Genomic DNA, 19,126 nt, shown 5'->3' with positions numbered 1-19,126 from the left:
TGACCACGTGGAACTTTCGCGAACGCGCACCCCGGTCCGGACCGCCGAGACTTCTCTTCGTCGGACGCCTCGAATACGAGAAGGGTGTGCAGGACGCCATCGCGGCGCTCCCGCGGATCCGTCGCAGCCACCCCGGCACGACACTCTCCATCGCCGGTGAGGGCACCCAGTTCGACTGGCTCTCCGAACAGTCGCGCACCCACCGCGTCGTGCGGGCCGTCAACTTCCTCGGCAATCTCGACCACGTCGAATTGCTGAGCTGGCTCCACGGCGCCGACGCCATAGTCCTGCCGTCGCGGTACGAACCCTTCGGCATCATCGCACTCGAAGCAGCTGCTGCCGGCACTCCGCTGATCACCTCCACCGCCGGAGGTCTGGGCGAAGCCGTCGTCGACGGGGTGACAGGAATGTCCTTCCAGCCGGGCGACGTTGCCGGGTTGACCTCAGCAGTACGTGAGGTACTCGACGATCCGGCCGCCACCCAGCAGCGAGCTGTCGCGGCACGGGCGCGTTTGACCTCGGACTTCGACTGGCACCAGGTCGCAGAAGAAACCGCGCACGTCTATGCGGGCGCAAAGCGTCGGGTGCGCCATCCGCTGGCCCGCCCAGAAATCCCGGAGCGTCCACTCCCCGGACGCTGAAGGCGGGCATTTCCCCCACCCCTATTTGAGCGAACGTACCTTTCGGCGCCTTAGATCGACCGAAAGGTACGTTCGCTCATTTCGTTGGGGTGAAACAGCGCTCAGCCGGCGTGAGCCTGCGCTGTAAACCGCATCCGCGCATCGCCGAACAAGTGGCCCGGCGGCAGAATCCGGCCACACAAAACCATCAGCAGATCCTGCGCGGCGCCGTGCACTTCTGCGCCGGCACCGAATTCCCAGTCCCGATCGTCGGCGCGCAGGCGCACCCCTTCGAGATCGGCGCCGAAGTACTTCGCGTTCTCGGGCGACAACCCGTCGAGGACGCGGCTGAGGCGGTCTTCCGGCACCACGTAGGTGTCGCCGAGGGCGACGCGAATGTCCTGGCCGTGGATGACGTCGTGGGACAGCGCACCGTCGAACCCGCCGCCCGGCGGTTTCCAGGGATACGCAACATTCTCGCGCAATGAATCGAGCAACTGCGTCTCCGACAGTTCTCGTGCATCTGCCAACGCTCGACGGTTGGACATGCGGTTGAAGTTGCCGCGCGCTTTCACCATCTCGAGAACGAATCGAGAAGCCGGGTATCGGTACGGCATGGTGATGTGAGCGACAACTTCACGCACTCGCCACCCCTCGCACAGGGATGGGGTGTTCCACTGCTGCGCGCTCAGTCCGTCGAGGAAGGTCACCAGTTCGCTTCGCTGCGCCACCACCGCGTCGGGTGTCTTTTCACTCATGCCGCACTCCTACTTCGCTGCTTCGGCTGCGGCCTTCTTGCGTGCGATGTCTTCGAGGGCTGCAATGTATTCGGCGCGCGCTTCAGCTCCGGATTCCCACTCGGCCTTGCGGTTCTTGACTGCCTTGGCCGGTGAACCGACGGCGATACTGAAGTCCGGGATATCGCCCTTGACTACGGCGTGAGCGCCGAGGACGCAACCGCGGCCGACGCGGGTGTTGCGCAGGACGGTGACCTTGGCGGCCACCCAGGTGTCGGGGCCGATACGAACCGGACCCTTCACGATGCCCTGGTCCTTGATCGGGGTATTGACGTCGTCCATACGGTGGTCGAAGTCGCAGATGTAGCACCAGTCGGCCACCAGCGTCGAGGCACCGATTTCGATGTCGAGGTAGGTGTTGACGACGTTGTCCTTGCCGAAGACGACCTTGTCGCCGATGCGCAAGGAACCTTCGTGGCAGCGGATGGCATTGCCGTCGCCGATGTGGACCCAGCGACCGATTTCGAGGCGGGAAAGGTCCGGGGTCGAATGAATTTCGACGTTCTTACCCAGGAACACCATGCCGCGCAGAATCACGTGCGGATTGGCCATCTTGAACTTGGCGAGACGGTAGTACCGCACCAGATACCAGGGTGTGTAGGCCTTGTTCGCCATTACCCATTTCAGAGAATCGACCGTCAGGAACTTGGCCTGATCGCTGTCGTTTCGGCGTGATCCCCGCCACCGAGTGCGCAACGGTGCGCCCCACATGCTCGTCATGGGTAATCAGACTACGGGCAGCCGACTCACCGACCCGAGGGTGTGCCCCGTCACGTACCCTCCGGCGGGATAGTCTCTGCTCCGAACTACTTTCGGTAATGGCAGGGAGATATGTAATGCGGCGGGTCCTACGGTCGTCCGTGATGGTGATGACGGCGGTCGCAGCGGTGTTGGTTGCCGGCTGCGGGAGCGAGAGCTCCATAGTCGACCGCTACTCGTCGGCGGGTTGGCCGGCGATGCACGCCGACGCCCGTAACAGCGACACCAGTGCGGTCACGGGATCTCGCGATCTCGACTTCGCGTGGTCGCGTCCGCTCGGCGGGCCGGTTGCCGCCTATGCGTCGGTGGCGGCCAACGGCCAGAGTTTTGTGACTGCCCGGACCGAGAACGGCTGCAATCTCTTTTCGTTCCAGATGGATTCGGGCCGCAAGAAGTGGTGCAATCGGCTGAACGACGGCGCCGTCGCTTCCACGCCCATCGTGGACACCGCTACCAATGTCTATGTCGGCGAGAGCGGCGCGATGATGTCGTTCACCGAGAACGGCCAATTGCGTTGGCGAACACTTGTTGTCGGCACTCCTCTCTCGGCTCAGTTCACCGGCGACGGAAATCTGCTGTTCATCACGCAACTCGGGCAGATCAATGTGCTCAATCCACAGACCGGCGCCAAGGTCGTGTCGTCATTCGACCTGATTCCACCGCCCTCCATCGAAGCACCCAATTCCCCACTGATTCCCGATGACCGCGGACTGCGCGAGTGCTTCCTCGGAACGGCAGGGTGCCCGGTAGCCAATACTCCCGCAATCGATTTGGCGACCGGCAAGTTCTTCTTCACCTTCTTCCGGCCGGGCGCACAGGCCGCCGAGATTGTGGCAATGAAGTACACGGGCGGCGAGCACCCGTCCATCACGCCCGAGTGGTCCACCGACGCACTACCCGGCGGAACGGCCTCGAGTCCGGATCTGTCGAAGGACACCAAGAAGGTGTACGTCACCGACAACAACGGGAAGCTCTGGGCGATCGACGCCGAAACCGGCGACTCGCTCTGGAGTTACGACATCGGCTTCAACTCCGCAGGCAGCGCATCCACCTCCGACGACGGTCTGATCATTCCGTCGGGCGGTGGCAACGGGCATCTTCTGGCCGTTCAGGACAAGGGAGATCACGCTGAGTTGGTGTGGGAGCGCAAAGACCTGCTCCAGCTGGGGGTTCCGGCTCAGAGTGCCGGCGACACCGGGTACGCCGTTGTTCGCGAGGGCGCGAACGGACTGAGCCTGATCACGTTCGACACGACGTCCGGCAAAACCCTGGATCAGGACACGCTGCCCGGCGCTGTGGGCTTCACCGTCGGCACCTCCATCGGCCCCGACGGTGAAGTGTTGACACCCAGTGCAATCGGCGAGTTGTTCGTTTTCAAGTGATCTAGCGCGACGCCTCGCAGATAAATGCCGACGCCGAACGCCCGATCCGCACGATCACCACGCTCAGTGACACCGAGCCTTTCAGCTTGAGCCGTGGACGCAGTATCGCGGGATCGACGTCGACGCCACGGACCAGAATCTCGGCGACGCCGCAATCACGCTTCGAGAGAGTCTGTTTCAGTAGCTTCTCCGAGTACTTGATCTGTTCGAGGATCCGGAATCCGCGAACCCCCTCAGGGACACTGTCACCGGTGAGATAGGCAATGCGCGGATCCAACTGCCACAGTCCGTGTCTGGCGGCGTAGTGACGCACCAGGCCTGCGCGCACTACCGCGCCGTCCGGGTCGATGATCCACTCCCCCGGTTCCTGTTCCGGGATCGTGTCGTCTTCGGCGTCGGTCACAGACCAACCGCTTCCGTCGGACCGGAGCACCGACGCTCGACGAGACACTCCTGCCTGCGCCAAACCGGCCGACCACAGGCAGGCTTCCTTCACGCCGCCGTCGAGTGACACGATCTCTACTTCGCCGCCCCAGTCGAGGGAGTCGAAATCGAGTCCGGGAGCGCACTTCACGGCAATGTCGCGGCCCTGGTAAACGTCGAGTAGATCCGGGAGGGGCGGCATCAGCGCTGCAGGATCGTGGGTTCGACGTCCGCCTGATCGACGTGCCGGGTCGGCGAGAACAACTGTGTCCCGCGTGGTCGGACGCAGCGCATCAGCGCGCAGCAGAGTCGCCGTGGGCACGTTGCGGCGTGCCATCGCCAATCGAACAGCGTCGATGTCGCTGCCGATCACCTGTGAGGCGACCCCGGTGAGCGCGTGCAGTTCAGCCCCGATGGAACAGGTCACGTCGTGGACGTCGCGACCGATCAATCGCTGCGCCCGGTGAACCGCAACCGCCGCCGGAGTGGCTTGCTGCATAGCGTCGTCGGTGAACAACCAACCGTCACTGCCGGGGAGTTTCTGGGCAGCTTTACGACGCAGAAGTACCGTGTCGACGAGCGCGGGCATGCGGTCGCCGAAACGCGTACGCGCCCGGCCGATGTCGGCCAAGCGCGTACGCGTGGACAGTTCGAGCTGATCCACCTCAGCCAATGCCGCTACGCCGGAGCCACTTCCGAGATAGTCGACATCAGAGAGGGTGAAGTCGTAGCCCAATTCAGTTGCCGGGCTTGATGTCGGCCGTCATGACGCAGAACCGGGTTTCACGCCGGTGATCATGACATTGTAGAAGAATCCGCGCGGAACGACGTGGCGCAGAACCTTCTCATCGACCCAACTGAGCGTCTTGAACCCACCGAATGCAAACTTTGCCCAACCCCAGCCGAGCTTCTCGGGCGGAACTGCTGCCTCGAAAGTACGTACCGGCCAGCCGAGCAGCGCCGCAGCGAATTCCTCGGTGACAGCACGCACTTCGGAGCCACCGGCGGACTTTGCCATGTTCTCGAGGTCCGTGGGATCGAACGTGTGCAGGTCGACGATAGCTTCGAGTGCTGCTGCACGGGAAGACTCGTCGAGTTCTTCCTGCGGGCGGCGCCAGTCGGCAAGGAACGGCAACTTGGTGATGGTGGTGGTTACTTCCCACGTCGCGCGGCCGAGCCAGCGAGCGTAGAGGTTGCCGACCGTGGACGGCTCACCGGCGAAGACGAATCGTCCACCGGGCTTGAGGACACGAAGGACCTCACGCAACGACTGCTCTACATCAGGGATGTGGTGCAGCACCGCATGGCCGACTACGAGGTCGAAGGTGTTGTCCTCGTAGGGAATTGTCTCGGCGTCGGCGACACGGCCGTCGACCGGCAAGCCGAGGTGCTCGGCGTTACGCATCGCAACCTTGACCATGCCTGGGGACAGATCGGTAACCGAGCCTGTCTTGGCAACTCCACCCTGCATCAGATTGAGGAGGAAAAAGCCTGTGCCGCAGCCCAGTTCGAGCGCTCGCTCGTACGGCAAGGGCAGATCGCCGGCAACGGCATCGAAACGACCCCGGGCGTAGTCGATGCATCGCTCGTCGTACGAGATGGACCACTTGTCGTCGTAGGTTTCGGCTTCCCAGTCGTGGTAGAGCACCTGCGCGAGCTTGGTGTCCTTACGAGCGGCCTCGACCTCTTCGGCCGTTGCGTGTGGCCGTGGTGCGGGGTCGACAACCGAGGCGTCAACGCTTGAAACAGGGGCTGTCGACGCGTCGACAGCGACGGGCGGCGTGACGGTTGCGTCGTCAGTTGGGCTGGCAGTCATGCGGCTATCCTACTCGCTGGTAAGAGATGAACAAGTTCTAGTTTAGGGGAGCCTACTCCCCTGTGAACGCGGCCTTACCGGGGCCGTTCGCGATGAACGACGCCATACCGATCGTCTGATCCTCGGTGGCAAAAAGTCCGGTGAACAGATGCTGCTCGATCTTGAGGCCCGATTCCAGATCCGTGTTCAGGCCCTCGTCGATTGCGGCCTTCGCTGCAGCCAGGGCCCGCGAAGCCGCTCCGACAAACTGCGACGCCCACGTACGCGCCGCGGTGTACACGTCGTCGGGCGCTACGACCTCGTCGATCAGTCCCATCGCGAATGCTTCGTCAGCGCCGACAAAACGGCCGCTGAACACCAGGTCCTTGGCCTTCGCCGGCCCGATGAGACGAGCGAGACGCTGAGTTCCGCCGCCACCGGGGATGATTCCCAGCAAGATTTCCGGGACGCCGACCTTGACGTTGTCGCCGGCGATACGACGGTCCGCGGCAAGCGCCACTTCGAGACCGCCGCCCAGCGCGTAGCCGGTGATGGCAGCGACGGTCGGCTTCGGGATTGCCGCGACGGCGCCGATTCCGGCCTGAATCCCGGCGATGGCATCGCTCATCTGACCGAAACTCATCTCGGCCATTTCCTTGACGTCCGCACCGGCGGCAAATACCTTTTCGCCGCCGTAGACGATGACAGCCTTGACAGCTTTGTCGACGGTTGCAGCATGAGCAGCAGCAACCAGTTCGTCCTGAACCTGACGGTTCAATGCGTTCATCGGGGGCCGTGCGAGACGGATCGTGCCAATACCTTCGGAAACCTCGAGAGTTACAAATTCAGCCATGATCGAGAGGCTACTTGGGTGGCTATTTGGAGGGCTTGGGTGCCCACGGATGCGGTCCGTCAGCGTAGTAACCATCCATATTGGGGAAATCGATCCGGAATGTGGTCTCGTCCCGAAACAGCGTCGGCAAGATAACCGGAATCTCAGGCTCAGCTGCCAAAATTTCGGCGACCGACCCGTACTTCGACAGTTCCATCAGCTGAGTCCAGGTGGGCGGTAACAAGATGCTGCCACCGGCGCGCCAGTGTTCCAGCGCGTCCTGCGGACTCTGCCAGCGCACTGCGGCGGCTTCCGAGGTGACACCGTCGGCCACCTGCCCTTCGGGCGCAGCGGCCACGAAGAAGCGGGTGTCGTAACGACGCTGCTCGGCGATCGGCGTGATCCAGTTCGCCCACGGCCGGAGAAGGTCGGTGCGCAGGACCAGATTTTCCTGCTTCAGGAAATCACTGAACGAGAGTTCGTGGTTTTCGAGCGCAACTCGTGCAGTCGCGTAGCCGGACGTATCAGCAACGACGCTGTCGGCGCTGGGTCCGGCCAGCAGGACACCGCATTCTTCGAACGTCTCACGCACTGCGGCGCAGACAAGGGCCTTGGCGCGGGCGACGTCCGTGCTGAATCGCTCGGCCCACCACTCCACCGACGGGCCTGCCCACTGAACGTCAGCCGTAGCGTCGGACTTGTCGACGCCACCGCCGGGGAACACGGTCATTCCGCCGGCAAACGCCATCCCCTGCACCCGCTGAAGCAGGAAGATTTCGATCCCTGGTGCGGAATCGCGCACCAGAATTACCGTCGATGCATCTTTGGGTGTGGGGACTGCGTCCGCAAACTCGTTAGCCATGTTTCCGGAACTTACGCGATGTGTGATCTACGCCGCATGTCAGGTCCCGCTCATTCAGACGCGGTGTGCACCCGACGGGCGCGCGCGACGAGCGAAGTACCGACCGTCCACCGAATCCAGACTGATCAACTGACTGAATGCGTTGCTGAGGTTCTCAGCCGTGATGACGTCCTCGATCAGACCCTGCGCTACGACGCCACCTTCCTTGAGCAGGAGGGCGTGGGTGAATCCCGGCGGAATCTCTTCGACGTGGTGGGTAATCAGGACGATGGCGGGCGCGTCGGGATCGGCAGCGAGTTCGGTGAGTCGTGCCACCAGTTCCTCGCGTCCACCCAGGTCGAGTCCGGCAGCAGGCTCGTCGAGCAGCAGCAGTTCGGGGTCGGTCATCAGCGCACGCGCGATAAGTACTCGCTTGCGCTCACCCTCGGACAGCGTTCCGTAGGTGCGATCGGCGAGGTGTTCGGCACCAAGGCTTTCGAGCATCTCGACTGCGCGCGTGGTGTCCAGGGACTCGTACTCTTCACGCCACCGACCCAGCACCGCGTAACCGGCGGAGACCACAAGATCGCTGACCTTCTCGTCGGCGGGCACACGGCTTGCCAGAGCGGACGACGACAAACCGATGCGCGGCTTGAGCTCGTTGATATCGACTCGCCCGAGCACCTCCCCCAGCAGATGCGCGGTGCCGCTGGTGGGAAACACCTCGCCGGCGGCGATACGGAGCAACGACGTCTTGCCCGCACCGTTGGGGCCGAGCACCACCCATCGCTCGTCGAGCTCCACCTTCCAGGTCACCGGACCCACAAGAGTGGACCCGCCGCGGCGGATGAGGACGTCGTCGAAATCGATGAGGAGATCAGGATCAGGTAGTGGCACCCGAACATCTTCCCGCACATTCTCCAGCCATCCACGGCAGGATCTACTCGCGTGTCGCCTCTCGATGAATCTCACACCCCGCTCCCCGGATCCCCCTACCCTCTGGGAGCCACCGTCGTCGATGGTGGAACCCAGTTTTCCGTGCATTCTCCGGATGCCACCGCGGTACAAATCTGCCTGATCGACGATGCCGGAAACGAGAAGCGCGTCGACCTCCGACAGCAGACGTATGGAATCTGGCACGGCGTGATCTCCGGAGTCGGAGCCGGGCAGCGTTACGGGATCCGCGCTGACGGGCCGTGGAACCCCCGCGCGGGCTTGCGGTTCAATCCGAACAAGCTCCTCATCGATCCCTGGGCGCGGCGCATCGAGGGTGAACTCGGCGACTCCAACGCACTGCGGGCCTACAAGAGTGATCCGTTCGGCGAACCGTCCGCATCTGATTCCCTCGGCCAGATACCGCTCTCCGTGGTAACCGCCGGCCTGGTCGCGTCGAGTGATCGACTTGAAACACCGTGGGAAGAGACTGTGATCTACGAACTTCACGTGGGCGCCTTCACCGCAACTCATCCCGACGTCCCGCCCGCGCATCGGGGTACGTATCTCGGACTAGCAGCCCCGGCTGTTATCGAGCACCTTATTCTCCTCGGCGTCACAGCCGTGGAACTGCTTCCCGTACAAGCATTTCTGACCGAGCAGAGCGTGCGTGCTCGTGGAATGCGTAACCACTGGGGCTATTCGACGGCGTCGTACTTTGCGCCGCATCCTGGTTACGCAGCATCTCCGGGCAATGAGGTTCCCGAGTTTCGCATCATGGTCGACGCTCTGCACAGGGCTGGAATCGAAGTCATTCTCGACGTCGTCTACAACCACACCTGCGAGCAGGGTGTCGGCGGAATCAGTGTCAGCTGGCGAGGATTGGATGCACCCGGCTACTACCTGCTCAGCGACGAAGGCCACGATATCGACCTCACCGGATGTGGCAATACCGTCGACGCCTCATCCCCCATCTCGGTTCGGATGATTACCGACAGCCTGCGCTACTGGGCGGGTGAGATGGGCGTCGACGGTTTCCGGTTCGACCTTGCGAGCGCACTGGGACGGCCTCGCGGTGACGCCTTCGACCCTCGCGCCTCGGTACTGACTGCAATCTCGTCCGACCCGATCCTGACGCGGTGCAAACTTATCGCCGAACCGTGGGACGCAACGGCCGACGGTTACCAGGTGGGCAATTTCGGCCTGCAGTGGTCCGAATGGAATGACAAGTACCGCAGCAGTATTCGAACATTTTGGAACGGCGGTTCCAGTGTCCGGGAAGTCGCGTCACGACTGGCCGGTTCGGAGGACATATTCGCCGGCAACGGGCGACGGCCGTGGGCGTCGATCAACTTCATCACCGCCCACGACGGCTTCACCGCAGCCGATCTGGTGTCGTATAACAACAAGCACAACGACGCCAACGGTGAGGACAATCGGGACGGTGCCGATCACAACGATTCGTTCAACCACGGAATCGAAGGCGACAGTGACGATCCCGCGATCATCGACGCCCGCTGTCGACATGTCCGCGCGCTTCTGGCGACGTTGATTCTCTCCACCGGCACCCCCATGCTCACTGCAGGCGACGAGTTCGGGCACAGCCTCGGTGGGAACAACAACACGTATTGTGTTCCCACTCTTGCCACTCCGGATCAGTCGTGGCCACTTGACTGGACAGATACTGATGAAGCGCTGATCAGTTTTGTCGCCCGCGCACTGGCTCTGCGCCGATCCGCGCCCGCCCTACGGCAACCCGAATTCTTCGAAGGCCGGCGACGCGTCGAGCATCCCGATCTGGTGTGGTTCGACGCTTCCGGCACCGAATTCGACGACCATGCCTGGTACGACGAGCGCAACCGTACTGTGCAAGCCTGGATAGACGGGGCCGACGTCCGCTCCCACACGGCGGAAGGTCGACCACTCGGCGATAGCAGTTGGCTACTGATCCTGCATTCCGGCGGGCCGATTCAGATCACCGTGGGAACCCCGGAAGGGTTCGACGGTTCACTGTCTCTCGCCTTCGATTCATCCAGTGCCACTGGGGAACCGGAATCGCCAGACGCCCTCTCCGCCGGTGCCACACTCTCACTCACCGGCCCGACAGTGCTGGCTTTGCGGGCCTCGGTCCCGTCACCCGTGACTGCAACCGTCATGGAGTGAGGCAGCACCTTGATCAGCAACTGGATGGTGGGTCCGATCCCCAAGGCGTACAACACCGTTCCCACACCGACGGTGCCGCCGAGGAGCCAACCGGTTGCCAGAACCACAATCTCGATAGTGGTGCGGACGAGTCGCACAGACCATCCGGTGCGCGCGACAAATCCGGTCATCAGTCCGTCGCGCGGGCCGGGACCCATCCCCGCGCCGATGTACAGAACGCTCGCCAATCCGTTGAGAAGGATGCCGGCCACCAGTATGAAAATGCGAACTGGCATGGAATCGAAGTCCGGCAAGAAGGCCAGTGAAGTATCCACTGCGATGGCGATGACAACCACATTGGCAATAGTTCCGAATCCTGGCCGTTGCCGCAGTGGGATCCACAGCAGAAGCACAACAACACCCGTAATTGCCGTGATCACACCGAAACTCATCGATACGCGTTCAGCTACACCCTGGTGGAATACATCCCACGGATCCAACCCGAGCCCAGCGGAAATCATCATGGCCATCGAGAAGCCGTACAACCACAGACCGAAAAAGAGCGAGAAGAGTCTCCGAGTCAAGGCTGGCGCGAGCACTGGTTTCAACACTCGATCAGCTTGACGGCCACTGGACGCTTCATCCATAGCCAAGATGCCGACACTGGACTGGTCGATCAAGGCCTAACGTTAATCAAGACCTAGCCGGGAACCGCGATCACCGTCATCGAACCCGGTGCCACTTCGGTATAGCCCGCGTCACGAACCGCAATTGCCTGCGAATTCTCCAGGTGCGCAACTGCCTGCGCCCATTGCGTCGCATCTGCATCACGAACCGAGCACCGGAAGCCGGTTTGAGACCATCGCCAGGCATCTTCGTCAGTCATGGCCGCTGCCAACAACATTGACGCATGGCCAACCTGAGCCGCAGCCTTGCCGACGGTCATCTCCAGCGCGGACGCGATCCACAACACCGGCAACCCCGACTCCGGAGCACCAGGCTTGTCGTGGTCCAGATCCGTCCCACCGATCTGCATCTTCTTGATCCGCGGATCAAGATCACCGACCGGACCGGGCACCAATGCCCGCGCCTGCGCACCGTCGACCTCGATGGTGATTCCGGCCACTTCCTGCGCGGCGAGCCACTGCGCGCCGCGCGCCCGTCGCGAAACCTTTCGGATCCGTCCGCTCACCCACGCCGTGAAATCTTCCTGCCACGGCCCCGGCTCGCCCTCCTCGGAAATCCCCACACGATCGTCGAGACACAATGCAACTGCCGCCGACGCTGCCGCTTCCAGCAGTGAACTGCGCGGCGGTGGATCAGCTTTCGGAATGTGGAGAACGATCGGCATGGCCAACACCCGAGCCGGATCAGTCGGATCAGGGCGACCGCCGTACCCCGCAGCCAACACGGCGTGCCGGGCGCGCCAGCGCGCGTCCGGTCCCGACATCACCGTGTTGTCAGCATCGAGCGGGTCGATCATGCTCATGGGAGCGGTACGCGCCGAACTCCGCCGTCTTCAGCGTCGGCAGCTTCAACCTCGTCGCGAGTCACTCCGAGGATGAAGAGCACCGCATCCAGGAACGGGTGCGAGAGCGCCGCGTCGGCAACCTCCCGCAGCGCCGGCTTGGCGTTGAATGCCACGCCCAGACCGGCAGCGTTGAGCATGTCGATGTCGTTGGCACCGTCACCGACTGCAACTGTCTGTTCCATGGGAACACCGACCTGGTCGGCGAACTTGCGCAGCGCAACGGCTTTGGCTGCGCGGTCGACGATCTCGCCGATGACGCGGCCCGTCAACTTGCCGTCGACGATCTCGAGGGTGTTCGCGTGCACGAAGTCCAATTCGAGTTCGTGTGCGAGACCTTCGATGACCTGACGGAATCCTCCGGACACAACACCGCAATGGAAGCCGAGACGACGCAGGGTGCGGATCGTGGTGCGCGCGCCCGGTGTCAGTTCGATGCTCGCGGCCACCTCGTCGATAACCGAAGCGTCCAACCCGGCAAGGGTTGCGACGCGCTGATGCAGCGATTCGGTGAAGTCGATTTCGCCGCGCATCGCGGCTTCGGTGACTGCTCGGACCTCTTCTTCGACGCCGGCCTTGGCGGCAAGCATCTCGATGACCTCACCTTGAACGAGCGTCGAGTCGACGTCGAACACGATGAGTCGCTTGGCGCGCCTCGCGAGGCCGGCGCGCTCGACTGCGATGTCCACGTTTTCGAGGGCAGCAACTTCCGCGAGACCGGTACGTAATCGAGCGTCCGAATCTGCGTCGCCCGCAGAGGTGACACTCAATTCCAAGCCGGTGACCGGGTAGTCCGCGACGCCTCGAATGGAGTCGATGTTGGCACCCTGCTTGGCCAACTCGCGAGCAACGCTGCGCATCGCCCGGGCATTGACTGGGCTGCCGAGAACTACAACGGCGTGGGTGGAGACTGCAGGCCGTCCGGGCTCGACACCGATCTCGACGTCGATATTCATACCGACCGTCGCCATGGCTTGATCGAGTTCTTCTTGCAGCGCTTCCGGATCATTGGGGCACACGACGAGAACGCCGAGCGTCAGCCTGCCTCGGATCACCACCTGCTCGACGTCGAGCAGGTTCACATCGTGCCGCGACAGTGCGGCGAACAGTACCGAGGTGACGCCGGGCCGGTCAGGCCCGGTCACAGTCACCAGAACAGTGGTGTCAGAGGCACCCACCGAGAACTCCGATCGTTTCTTTTTAACTCGCGTCGTGATCGACACCTATTGTGCCAAGGGCGTACCGGACAAGCGAAAAGGCCCCGCCCGTTGTTCGGGCGGGGCCTTTTCGTTGACCTATGTAAATCTAGTGAGAACTGCCTTCGAGGGCGTCGTTCTTACTGTTGTGGCCGACGCCGACGTGCGCTTCTGCGCGCATCCGCTCAACCATGTGCGGGTAGTGCAGTTCGAATGCCGGACGCTCGCTGCGGATGCGCGGCAACTCGGTGAAGTTGTGGCGCGGCGGCGGGCAACTGGTTGCCCATTCGAGCGAGTTTCCGTAACCCCACGGATCGTCGACCGTGACAACTTCGCCGTATCGGTAGCTCTTGAAGACGTTCCAGATGAACGGCAGCGTGGAGGCGCCGAGAACGAAGGCGAAGATTGTCGATACCGAGTTCAGCACGGTGAAACCGTCGCTGGGCAGGTAGTCGGCGTAACGACGCGGCATACCTTCGGCACCCAACCAGTGCTGCACGAGGAACGTGCCGTGGAAGCCGACGAACGTGGTCCAGAAGTGCCACTTGCCGAGGCGCTCGTCCATCATGCGGCCGGTCATCTTCGGGAACCAGAAGTAGATACCGGCGTAGGTGGCGAACACGACGGTGCCGAAGACCACGTAGTGGAAGTGGGCGACAACGAAGTAGCTGTCCGTGACGTGGAAGTCGAGCGGCGGGCTTGCGAGGATGACGCCCGACAGTCCACCGAAGAGGAAGGTGATCAGGAAGCCGATCGAGAAGAGCATCGGCGACTCGAAGGTCAACTGCCCCTTCCACATAGTTCCGATCCAGTTGAATATCTTCACGCCTGTCGGCACTGCGATCAAGAACGTCATGAACGAGAAGTACGGCAGCAGAACAGCACCGGTTGCGTACATGTGGTGAGCCCACACTGCGATCGACAGGGCTGCGATGGCCAGCGTTGCGTACACCAGGCCGCTGTAGCCGAAGATCGGCTTACGGCTGAAGACCGGGAAGATCTCCGAGACGATGCCGAAGAACGGCAGCGCGATGATGTACACCTCGGGGTGACCGAAGAACCAGAACAGGTGCTGCCACAGCAACACACCGCCCGTTGCCGGGTCGAAGATATGACCACCCAGATGTCGGTCGACGAACAGGCCGAGCAGTGCAGCGGTCAGCAGCGGGAACGCCAGCAGAATCAGGATGCTGGTGATGAAGATGTTCCAGGTGAAGATCGGCATGCGGAACATGGTCATACCGGGGGCACGCAGGCAGATCACCGTGGTGATCATGTTGACGCCACCGAGAATGGTTCCGAGGCCACCGACAGCGAGACCCATGATCCACAGGTCAGCGCCGACACCCGGCGAATGCAGTGCATTCGTGAGCGGGGTGTAGGCAGTCCAACCGAAGTCGGCTGCGCCACCGGGGGTTACGAATCCGGCTGTCGCGATGATCGCGCCGAACAGGTACAGCCAGTAGCTGAACGCGTTCAGACGCGGGAACGCCACATCGGGCGCGCCGATCTGCAGCGGAAGAATGTAGTTGGCGAAGCCGAAGACGATCGGCGTCGCGTACAGCAGCAGCATGATGGTGCCGTGCATGGTGAACAGCTGGTTGAACTGTTCATTGGAAAGGAACTGCATGCCGGGCACAGCAAGCTCGGCACGCATCATCAGAGCCATCAGGCCGCCGATGAGGAAGAAGGCGATGGAAGTCGCCAGGTACATGATTCCGAGCACCTTGGGGTCGGTGGTCGTAATCATCTTGAAAATGAATGAGCCCTTGGGTCCCTGCCGCGGCGGGTAAGGCCTAGCTGCAGCTATCGCGGGGACTGGCTGGGGCGCTACGGCAGTCACTGATCCTCCTGAATGTGCCTTTGGTCGCTCCTCGGGCTCCGTTACAAAGCCTTCGGCCGCGCCGCAGGGTCCGTCACCCGGGCTGCGGGAAACGGCTTCTGGCTTGCGCTCATCGAATCGTAGACCGTAGGTAGGACGCGCCGCGACCCGGTCCTACTCAGCGTCGTACTTAAGTGACCGTTTTCCCGCTCGCAGAACGATCGACCTGCGGTTTATGTTCCCGAGGCGATATGTGTGATCTCGAGTTTCGGCGTGTCGCGTCGCAGTCGAGTGGCTACCGGTGCGAAATTCCACAGAATCCAATTGATAAGGTCACGCTTACCTAACTAGATATCGGGAGCGCAATTCAATGAAGTTTCTGCCCCGCCGCGCCGCTGTCGCAGCGATCGCGGCCACCATCGTGGTGCTCGTCCCCGCATGCTCGAGTGACGAGCCCACGACGAGCGCAAGTCCGTCCTCCGAATCCGGAGCGTTCCCACATACTGTCGAACACTTCCGCGGAAGCACCGAAATCCCGTCGGCGCCCCAGCGCATCGTCACGCTCGACAACAGCTTCACCGACGCAGTGCTCCTTCTCGAGTCGCCGCTGGTGGGTTATACCGACTATCGCGAACCCGGACTCCCCGACTACCTAGGCGCAACTCGTGACGAGTTCGCACCCGACGCGGTGTCCGTCGGCACGGTAGGCAATGTCAGCCTCGAGAAGATCGCCGCCCTGCAACCGGACCTGATCATCTCGGCGGAAGTTCGCGACGGAAAGAACTACGAAAAGCTCTCGGCAATCGCACCGACCGTCTTCACCCAGACGACGGGACCGACGTGGAAGGACAACATCCGACTGGTCGGCCAGGCACTCGGTAAGGAGTCACTCGCCGAGCAGAAGATCACCGAGTACGAAACCCGTGCCGCTTCCGTCGGCAAGAGCATCAACGAGAAGGCGAACAACCCCGTCATCTCCGTCGTCCGTTTTGCCGGCGAACCGACAGCACGCCTCTACCGCACCACGTCGTTCAGCGGCATCGTTCTCCAGGACGCCGGCCTCACGCGTCCCACCAACCAGGGCGCCGACCCCGCTGATCCCGGAAACATCATGATGAAGATCAGCCCCGAACTGATCAACGAGGCCGACGCCGACGTCATCTTCGTCAGCACTTGGCAGGATCCGGAAGGCAAGAGCGCCGAAGCTGCCAAGCCGTTCCTCACCAGCCCGCTGTGGCAGACACTGCGCGGCCGCACTATCGACGTCGACGATTCGCGCTGGATGTCACCGGTCAGCATTCAGGGCGCACACCTCATCCTCGACGACCTCTCGAACACGTTCGAGCTGAACAAGTCGAACAGCTAACCTAGAGCGGCGCCCGCCCACACAGGAAGCCGTCGACTTGTCTGTTCTCTCCCGCACGACCCTCCCCCACACTGCCGTCCGTACTGCCGTCCGCCGTACATCGGTTCTCGGTATCGCAGCCGCGCTGCTAGTTCTCACAGGTTGTTCGTCGGATGCCACTGACGACGCTGCCAGCACCATCGTCCGCACGACAACGTCTATCGCCGGAGCAGCGGTCCTGGGAATCGAGCGCGATACCGCGACGGCTTGCCCCGCGGCGACAGCGCCCGACGCCGGCGCCGGTCCGGCCGTGAAACGCCCCGTCGTTCATACAGCCGGCGTGGCCGAAGTTCCTTCGGATCCGCAGCGGATCGTGGTGCTCGACAGCGCCTCGATGGACGCAGTATGCGCATTGGGATTGTGGGAACGTGTGGTGGGCGCCGCTACCGGCATTGATTCTCCGCAGCCGTCGTACCTCGGTTTCGGTATCTCCGAGATTCCGAGCGTCGGCCCCGTCAGTGCTCCCGACGTCAATGCGATCAAGGCAGCCGCCCCGGACGTGATCCTCGGATCGTCGCCCGCGTCCGCCGATGTGTATTCACAGCTCAACGCGGTTGCACCGACGGTTTTTGCCGGGTCCGATCCGGTGTATTGGAAAGCGCAATTTGCTCTGTCCGGCCAAGCCCTCGGTCGCTCCACCGCCGCGACGGCACAGTTGGATCGGTATCAACAGGATGCCCGCCAACTGGGTGAGGCGCTCAATGCGGCGCAAACCCAGGCGTCGGTAGTCCGTTTCGGTGCTCGAGATCTCGAGATCGAAGGACCGGCGACTTTTGCCGGTCAGGTTCTCAGCGACATCGGTACCCAGCGCCCACCGGTCCAACGGCTCACGGACACAATAACTGCCATGGTTCCGGCCGATGATCTCAGTTCAGCCGACGGTGACCTGATCTACGTAATGTTCCACGGTGCCAGCGGACTCGAGTACGGCACCGAGGTCATGAAGAGTGATCAGTGGCGTGAACTCGGCGCGGCCTCCGGTAACCGTGTATTCGTCGCCGAGGACCCGATCTGGAGTGGCAACGGAATCACTGCCGCGTACGCGATGCTCGCAGATCTGCAACGCACCCTCAACGGATACGCAGGCTGATTTCATGCCGGTTCCGGAGTTCATAGTCGCCTTGCGCGAGAAGGTCGGTCACGCGCCACTCTGGCTGTCCGGAGTGAGCGTCGTGATTCGCGACGACGCCGGGCGAGTCCTGCTCACCCGTCGTGCCGACAACGGCCAGTGGGCCGTCGTCTCGGGTGTTCTGGAGCCTGGCGAGGAGCCGGCGTCGGCCGCTGTGCGCGAAGCCAAGGAAGAAACGGGTGTCGACGCGGAGTTGATCCGCATCACGAGTGTTGATGTCACAGAACCCATTACGTATCCGAACGGCGATGTGACGCAGTACCTGGACGTCTGTTTCCTGGCCCGCTGGACGGGCGGCGACGCCTATGTCGCGGACGACGAGAACCTCGAGGTCGCCTGGTTCTCCCCGGACGATCTTCCGCCGGACCTGACCGACACCTCACGTCTGCGTCTGCAGAAGGCGTTGCAGGACAAGGCAGAAGCCTGGTTTGCGAGCTAGCCCACGCTCCCCCCACAACGACCGAAGCACAAACGAACGAAGCCCGATTCCCGCGTGTGCAGGAATCGGGCTTCGTCGTTAGAACCTAGAAGTCCCGAGCGGGTCGCTCTAGAAATCCCAGTCGTCGTCTTCGGTGTTGATTGCCTTGCCGATGACGTAGGAGCTTCCTGAGCCGGAGAAGAAGTCGTGATTCTCGTCGGCGTTGGGTGAAAGTGCCGAGAGGATAGCCGGATTGACGTCCGTCTCGTCCTTCGGGAAGAGGCCTTCGTAACCGAGGTTGTTGAGTGCCTTGTTGGCGTTGTAACGCAGGAACTTCTTGACGTCTTCGGTCAGACCGACCTCGTCGTACAGGTCCTGGGTGTACTCGACCTCGTTCTCGTACAGCTCGAAAAGCAGCTCGAACGTGTAGTTCTTGAGCTCTTCGCGCTCGGCCTCGGACAGCTGCTCGAGACCCTTCTGGTACTTGTAGCCGATGTAGTAGCCGTGCACGGCCTCGTCGCGGATGATGAGGCGAATGAGGTCGGCCGTGTTGGTGAGCTTGGCCCGTGAGGACCAGTACATCGGCAGGTAGAAACCGGAGTAGAAGAGGAAGCTCTCGAGCAGGGTCGACGCGACCTTGCGCTTGAGCGGCGACTCACCGTTGTAGTAGTCGAGAACGATCTGCGCCTTGCGCTGCAGGTTGGGGTTCTCTTCCGACCAGCGGAATGCGTCGTCGATGTCCGGGGTGGAGCACAGCGTCGAGAAGATCGAGCTGTAGCTCTTGGCGTGCACCGATTCCATGAAGGCGATGTTGGTGTACACCGCTTCTTCGTGGGGGGTGATGGCGTCGGGGATGAGGCTGACGGCGCCGACGGTTCCCTGGATGGTGTCGAGCAATGTCAGACCCGTGAAAACACGCATCGTGAGCTGCTTCTCGGGAGCGGTCAGAGTTCCCCAGGACGGGATGTCGTTGGAGACCGGCACCTTTTCGGGCAGCCAGAAGTTGCTGACGAGGCGATCCCACACCTCGGCATCCTTCTCGTCCTGGACGCGATTCCAGTTGATCGCGGAAACGCGACTGACCAGCTTGACCATGTAGTTCCT

At 62.4% G+C, this 19,126-nt stretch carries 17 protein-coding genes and 1 pseudogene; 6 read left to right on the top strand and 12 right to left on the bottom strand.

The genetic code is table 11. The features are described from left to right. A partial coding sequence (locus QM600_RS21190; RefSeq protein WP_283263515.1) for a glycosyltransferase family 4 protein occupies positions 1 to 641 on the top strand: 641 nt, incomplete at its 5' end. A gap of 101 nt (positions 642 to 742) precedes the next feature. On the opposite strand, the gene QM600_RS21185 is transcribed toward QM600_RS21190, so the two are convergent. Together QM600_RS21185 and QM600_RS21180 are read right to left on the bottom strand one after the other, a co-directional pair. Continuing rightward, positions 743 to 1,378, bottom strand: a complete 636-nt coding sequence (locus QM600_RS21185; RefSeq protein ID WP_283263514.1) for a maleylpyruvate isomerase family mycothiol-dependent enzyme — start codon at positions 1,376 to 1,378, stop codon at positions 743 to 745. Positions 1,379 to 1,387: 9 nt separating this feature from the next. Next, positions 1,388 to 2,137, bottom strand: a complete 750-nt coding sequence (locus QM600_RS21180; protein WP_094272214.1) for an acyltransferase — start codon at positions 2,135 to 2,137, stop codon at positions 1,388 to 1,390. A 116-nt stretch (positions 2,138 to 2,253) separates the two neighbouring features. Between QM600_RS21180 and QM600_RS21175 the strand changes: the two genes are divergently transcribed. After that, entirely contained in the window at positions 2,254 to 3,558 is a 1,305-nt protein-coding gene (locus QM600_RS21175; protein ID WP_283263513.1) for an outer membrane protein assembly factor BamB family protein, read from the top strand. 1 nt (position 3,559) lies between these two features. On the opposite strand, the gene QM600_RS21170 is transcribed toward QM600_RS21175, so the two are convergent. The 5 genes from QM600_RS21170 to QM600_RS21150 are packed head-to-tail and all read right to left on the bottom strand — an operon-like array spanning position 3,560 to position 8,346. Further along, entirely contained in the window at positions 3,560 to 4,717 is a 1,158-nt protein-coding gene (locus QM600_RS21170) for a THUMP-like domain-containing protein (RefSeq protein ID WP_283263512.1), read from the bottom strand. 27 nt (positions 4,718 to 4,744) lie between these two features. Beyond that, positions 4,745 to 5,797 carry a class I SAM-dependent methyltransferase gene (locus QM600_RS21165; RefSeq protein WP_283263511.1) on the bottom strand — a complete coding sequence of 351 codons (1,053 nt, stop codon included), beginning with the start codon at positions 5,795 to 5,797 and terminating at the stop codon, positions 4,745 to 4,747. Positions 5,798 to 5,849: 52 nt separating this feature from the next. Next, entirely contained in the window at positions 5,850 to 6,629 is a 780-nt protein-coding gene (locus QM600_RS21160; RefSeq protein WP_094272210.1) for an enoyl-CoA hydratase/isomerase family protein, read from the bottom strand. 22 nt (positions 6,630 to 6,651) lie between these two features. After that, positions 6,652 to 7,470 (bottom strand): NUDIX hydrolase, encoded by an 819-nt coding sequence (locus QM600_RS21155; RefSeq protein WP_283263510.1) that lies wholly within the window; start codon positions 7,468 to 7,470, stop codon positions 6,652 to 6,654. A 54-nt stretch (positions 7,471 to 7,524) separates the two neighbouring features. Continuing rightward, a complete protein-coding gene (locus tag QM600_RS21150) occupies positions 7,525 to 8,346 on the bottom strand; it encodes an ABC transporter ATP-binding protein (RefSeq protein WP_283263509.1) in 822 nt (273 codons plus the stop codon). 51 nt (positions 8,347 to 8,397) lie between these two features. On the opposite strand from QM600_RS21150, the pseudogene glgX reads away from it, so the two are divergent. Further along, positions 8,398 to 10,434 (top strand): annotated as a pseudogene (glgX, locus tag QM600_RS21145) (glycogen debranching protein GlgX); the annotation flags it as partial. On the opposite strand, the gene yczE reads toward glgX, so the two are convergent. From yczE to ctaD, 4 genes are all read right to left on the bottom strand, one after another. Further along, positions 10,353 to 11,054 carry a membrane protein YczE gene (yczE, locus tag QM600_RS21140; protein ID WP_349307282.1) on the bottom strand — a complete coding sequence of 234 codons (702 nt, stop codon included), beginning with the start codon at positions 11,052 to 11,054 and terminating at the stop codon, positions 10,353 to 10,355. The pseudogene glgX and the gene yczE overlap by 82 nt on opposite strands. 170 nt (positions 11,055 to 11,224) lie before the next feature. Continuing rightward, a complete protein-coding gene (locus QM600_RS21135; protein ID WP_283263518.1) occupies positions 11,225 to 12,007 on the bottom strand; it encodes an aminoacyl-tRNA hydrolase in 783 nt (260 codons plus the stop codon). 2 nt (positions 12,008 to 12,009) lie between these two features. Beyond that, positions 12,010 to 13,230, bottom strand: coding sequence for a phosphoserine phosphatase SerB (serB, locus tag QM600_RS21130; RefSeq protein ID WP_283263507.1), 1,221 nt, complete (start codon positions 13,228 to 13,230; stop codon positions 12,010 to 12,012). Between the two features lie 127 nt (positions 13,231 to 13,357). Then, on the bottom strand, positions 13,358 to 15,091 hold the full coding sequence (gene ctaD, locus QM600_RS21125) for an aa3-type cytochrome oxidase subunit I (RefSeq protein WP_283263506.1): 1,734 nt from the start codon (positions 15,089 to 15,091) through the stop codon (positions 13,358 to 13,360). A 349-nt stretch (positions 15,092 to 15,440) separates the two neighbouring features. On the opposite strand from ctaD, the gene QM600_RS21120 reads away from it, so the two are divergent. From QM600_RS21120 to QM600_RS21110, 3 genes are read left to right on the top strand one after another with little or no spacing between them, the layout of a single operon-like run. After that, positions 15,441 to 16,436: an ABC transporter substrate-binding protein gene (locus tag QM600_RS21120; protein WP_283263505.1), complete on the top strand. Its 996-nt coding sequence runs from the start codon at positions 15,441 to 15,443 to the stop codon at positions 16,434 to 16,436. Between the two features lie 37 nt (positions 16,437 to 16,473). Further along, a complete protein-coding gene (locus tag QM600_RS21115; protein ID WP_283263504.1) occupies positions 16,474 to 17,565 on the top strand; it encodes an iron-siderophore ABC transporter substrate-binding protein in 1,092 nt (363 codons plus the stop codon). A 4-nt stretch (positions 17,566 to 17,569) separates the two neighbouring features. After that, positions 17,570 to 18,043 carry an NUDIX hydrolase gene (locus tag QM600_RS21110; RefSeq protein ID WP_283263503.1) on the top strand — a complete coding sequence of 158 codons (474 nt, stop codon included), beginning with the start codon at positions 17,570 to 17,572 and terminating at the stop codon, positions 18,041 to 18,043. 108 nt (positions 18,044 to 18,151) lie between these two features. Here QM600_RS21110 and nrdF read toward each other — a convergent pair whose 3' ends face one another. Next, positions 18,152 to 19,117, bottom strand: a complete 966-nt coding sequence (gene nrdF, locus QM600_RS21105; RefSeq protein ID WP_169632853.1) for a class 1b ribonucleoside-diphosphate reductase subunit beta — start codon at positions 19,115 to 19,117, stop codon at positions 18,152 to 18,154. Between the last annotated feature and the right edge of the window lie 9 nt (positions 19,118 to 19,126).

Source organism: Rhodococcus sp. IEGM 1379, from assembly GCF_030056815.1.
In the GTDB taxonomy this organism is placed as follows: Bacteria; Actinomycetota; Actinomycetes; order Mycobacteriales; family Mycobacteriaceae; genus Rhodococcus_F.
This window is presented reverse-complemented; position numbering and strand designations above follow the sequence as displayed.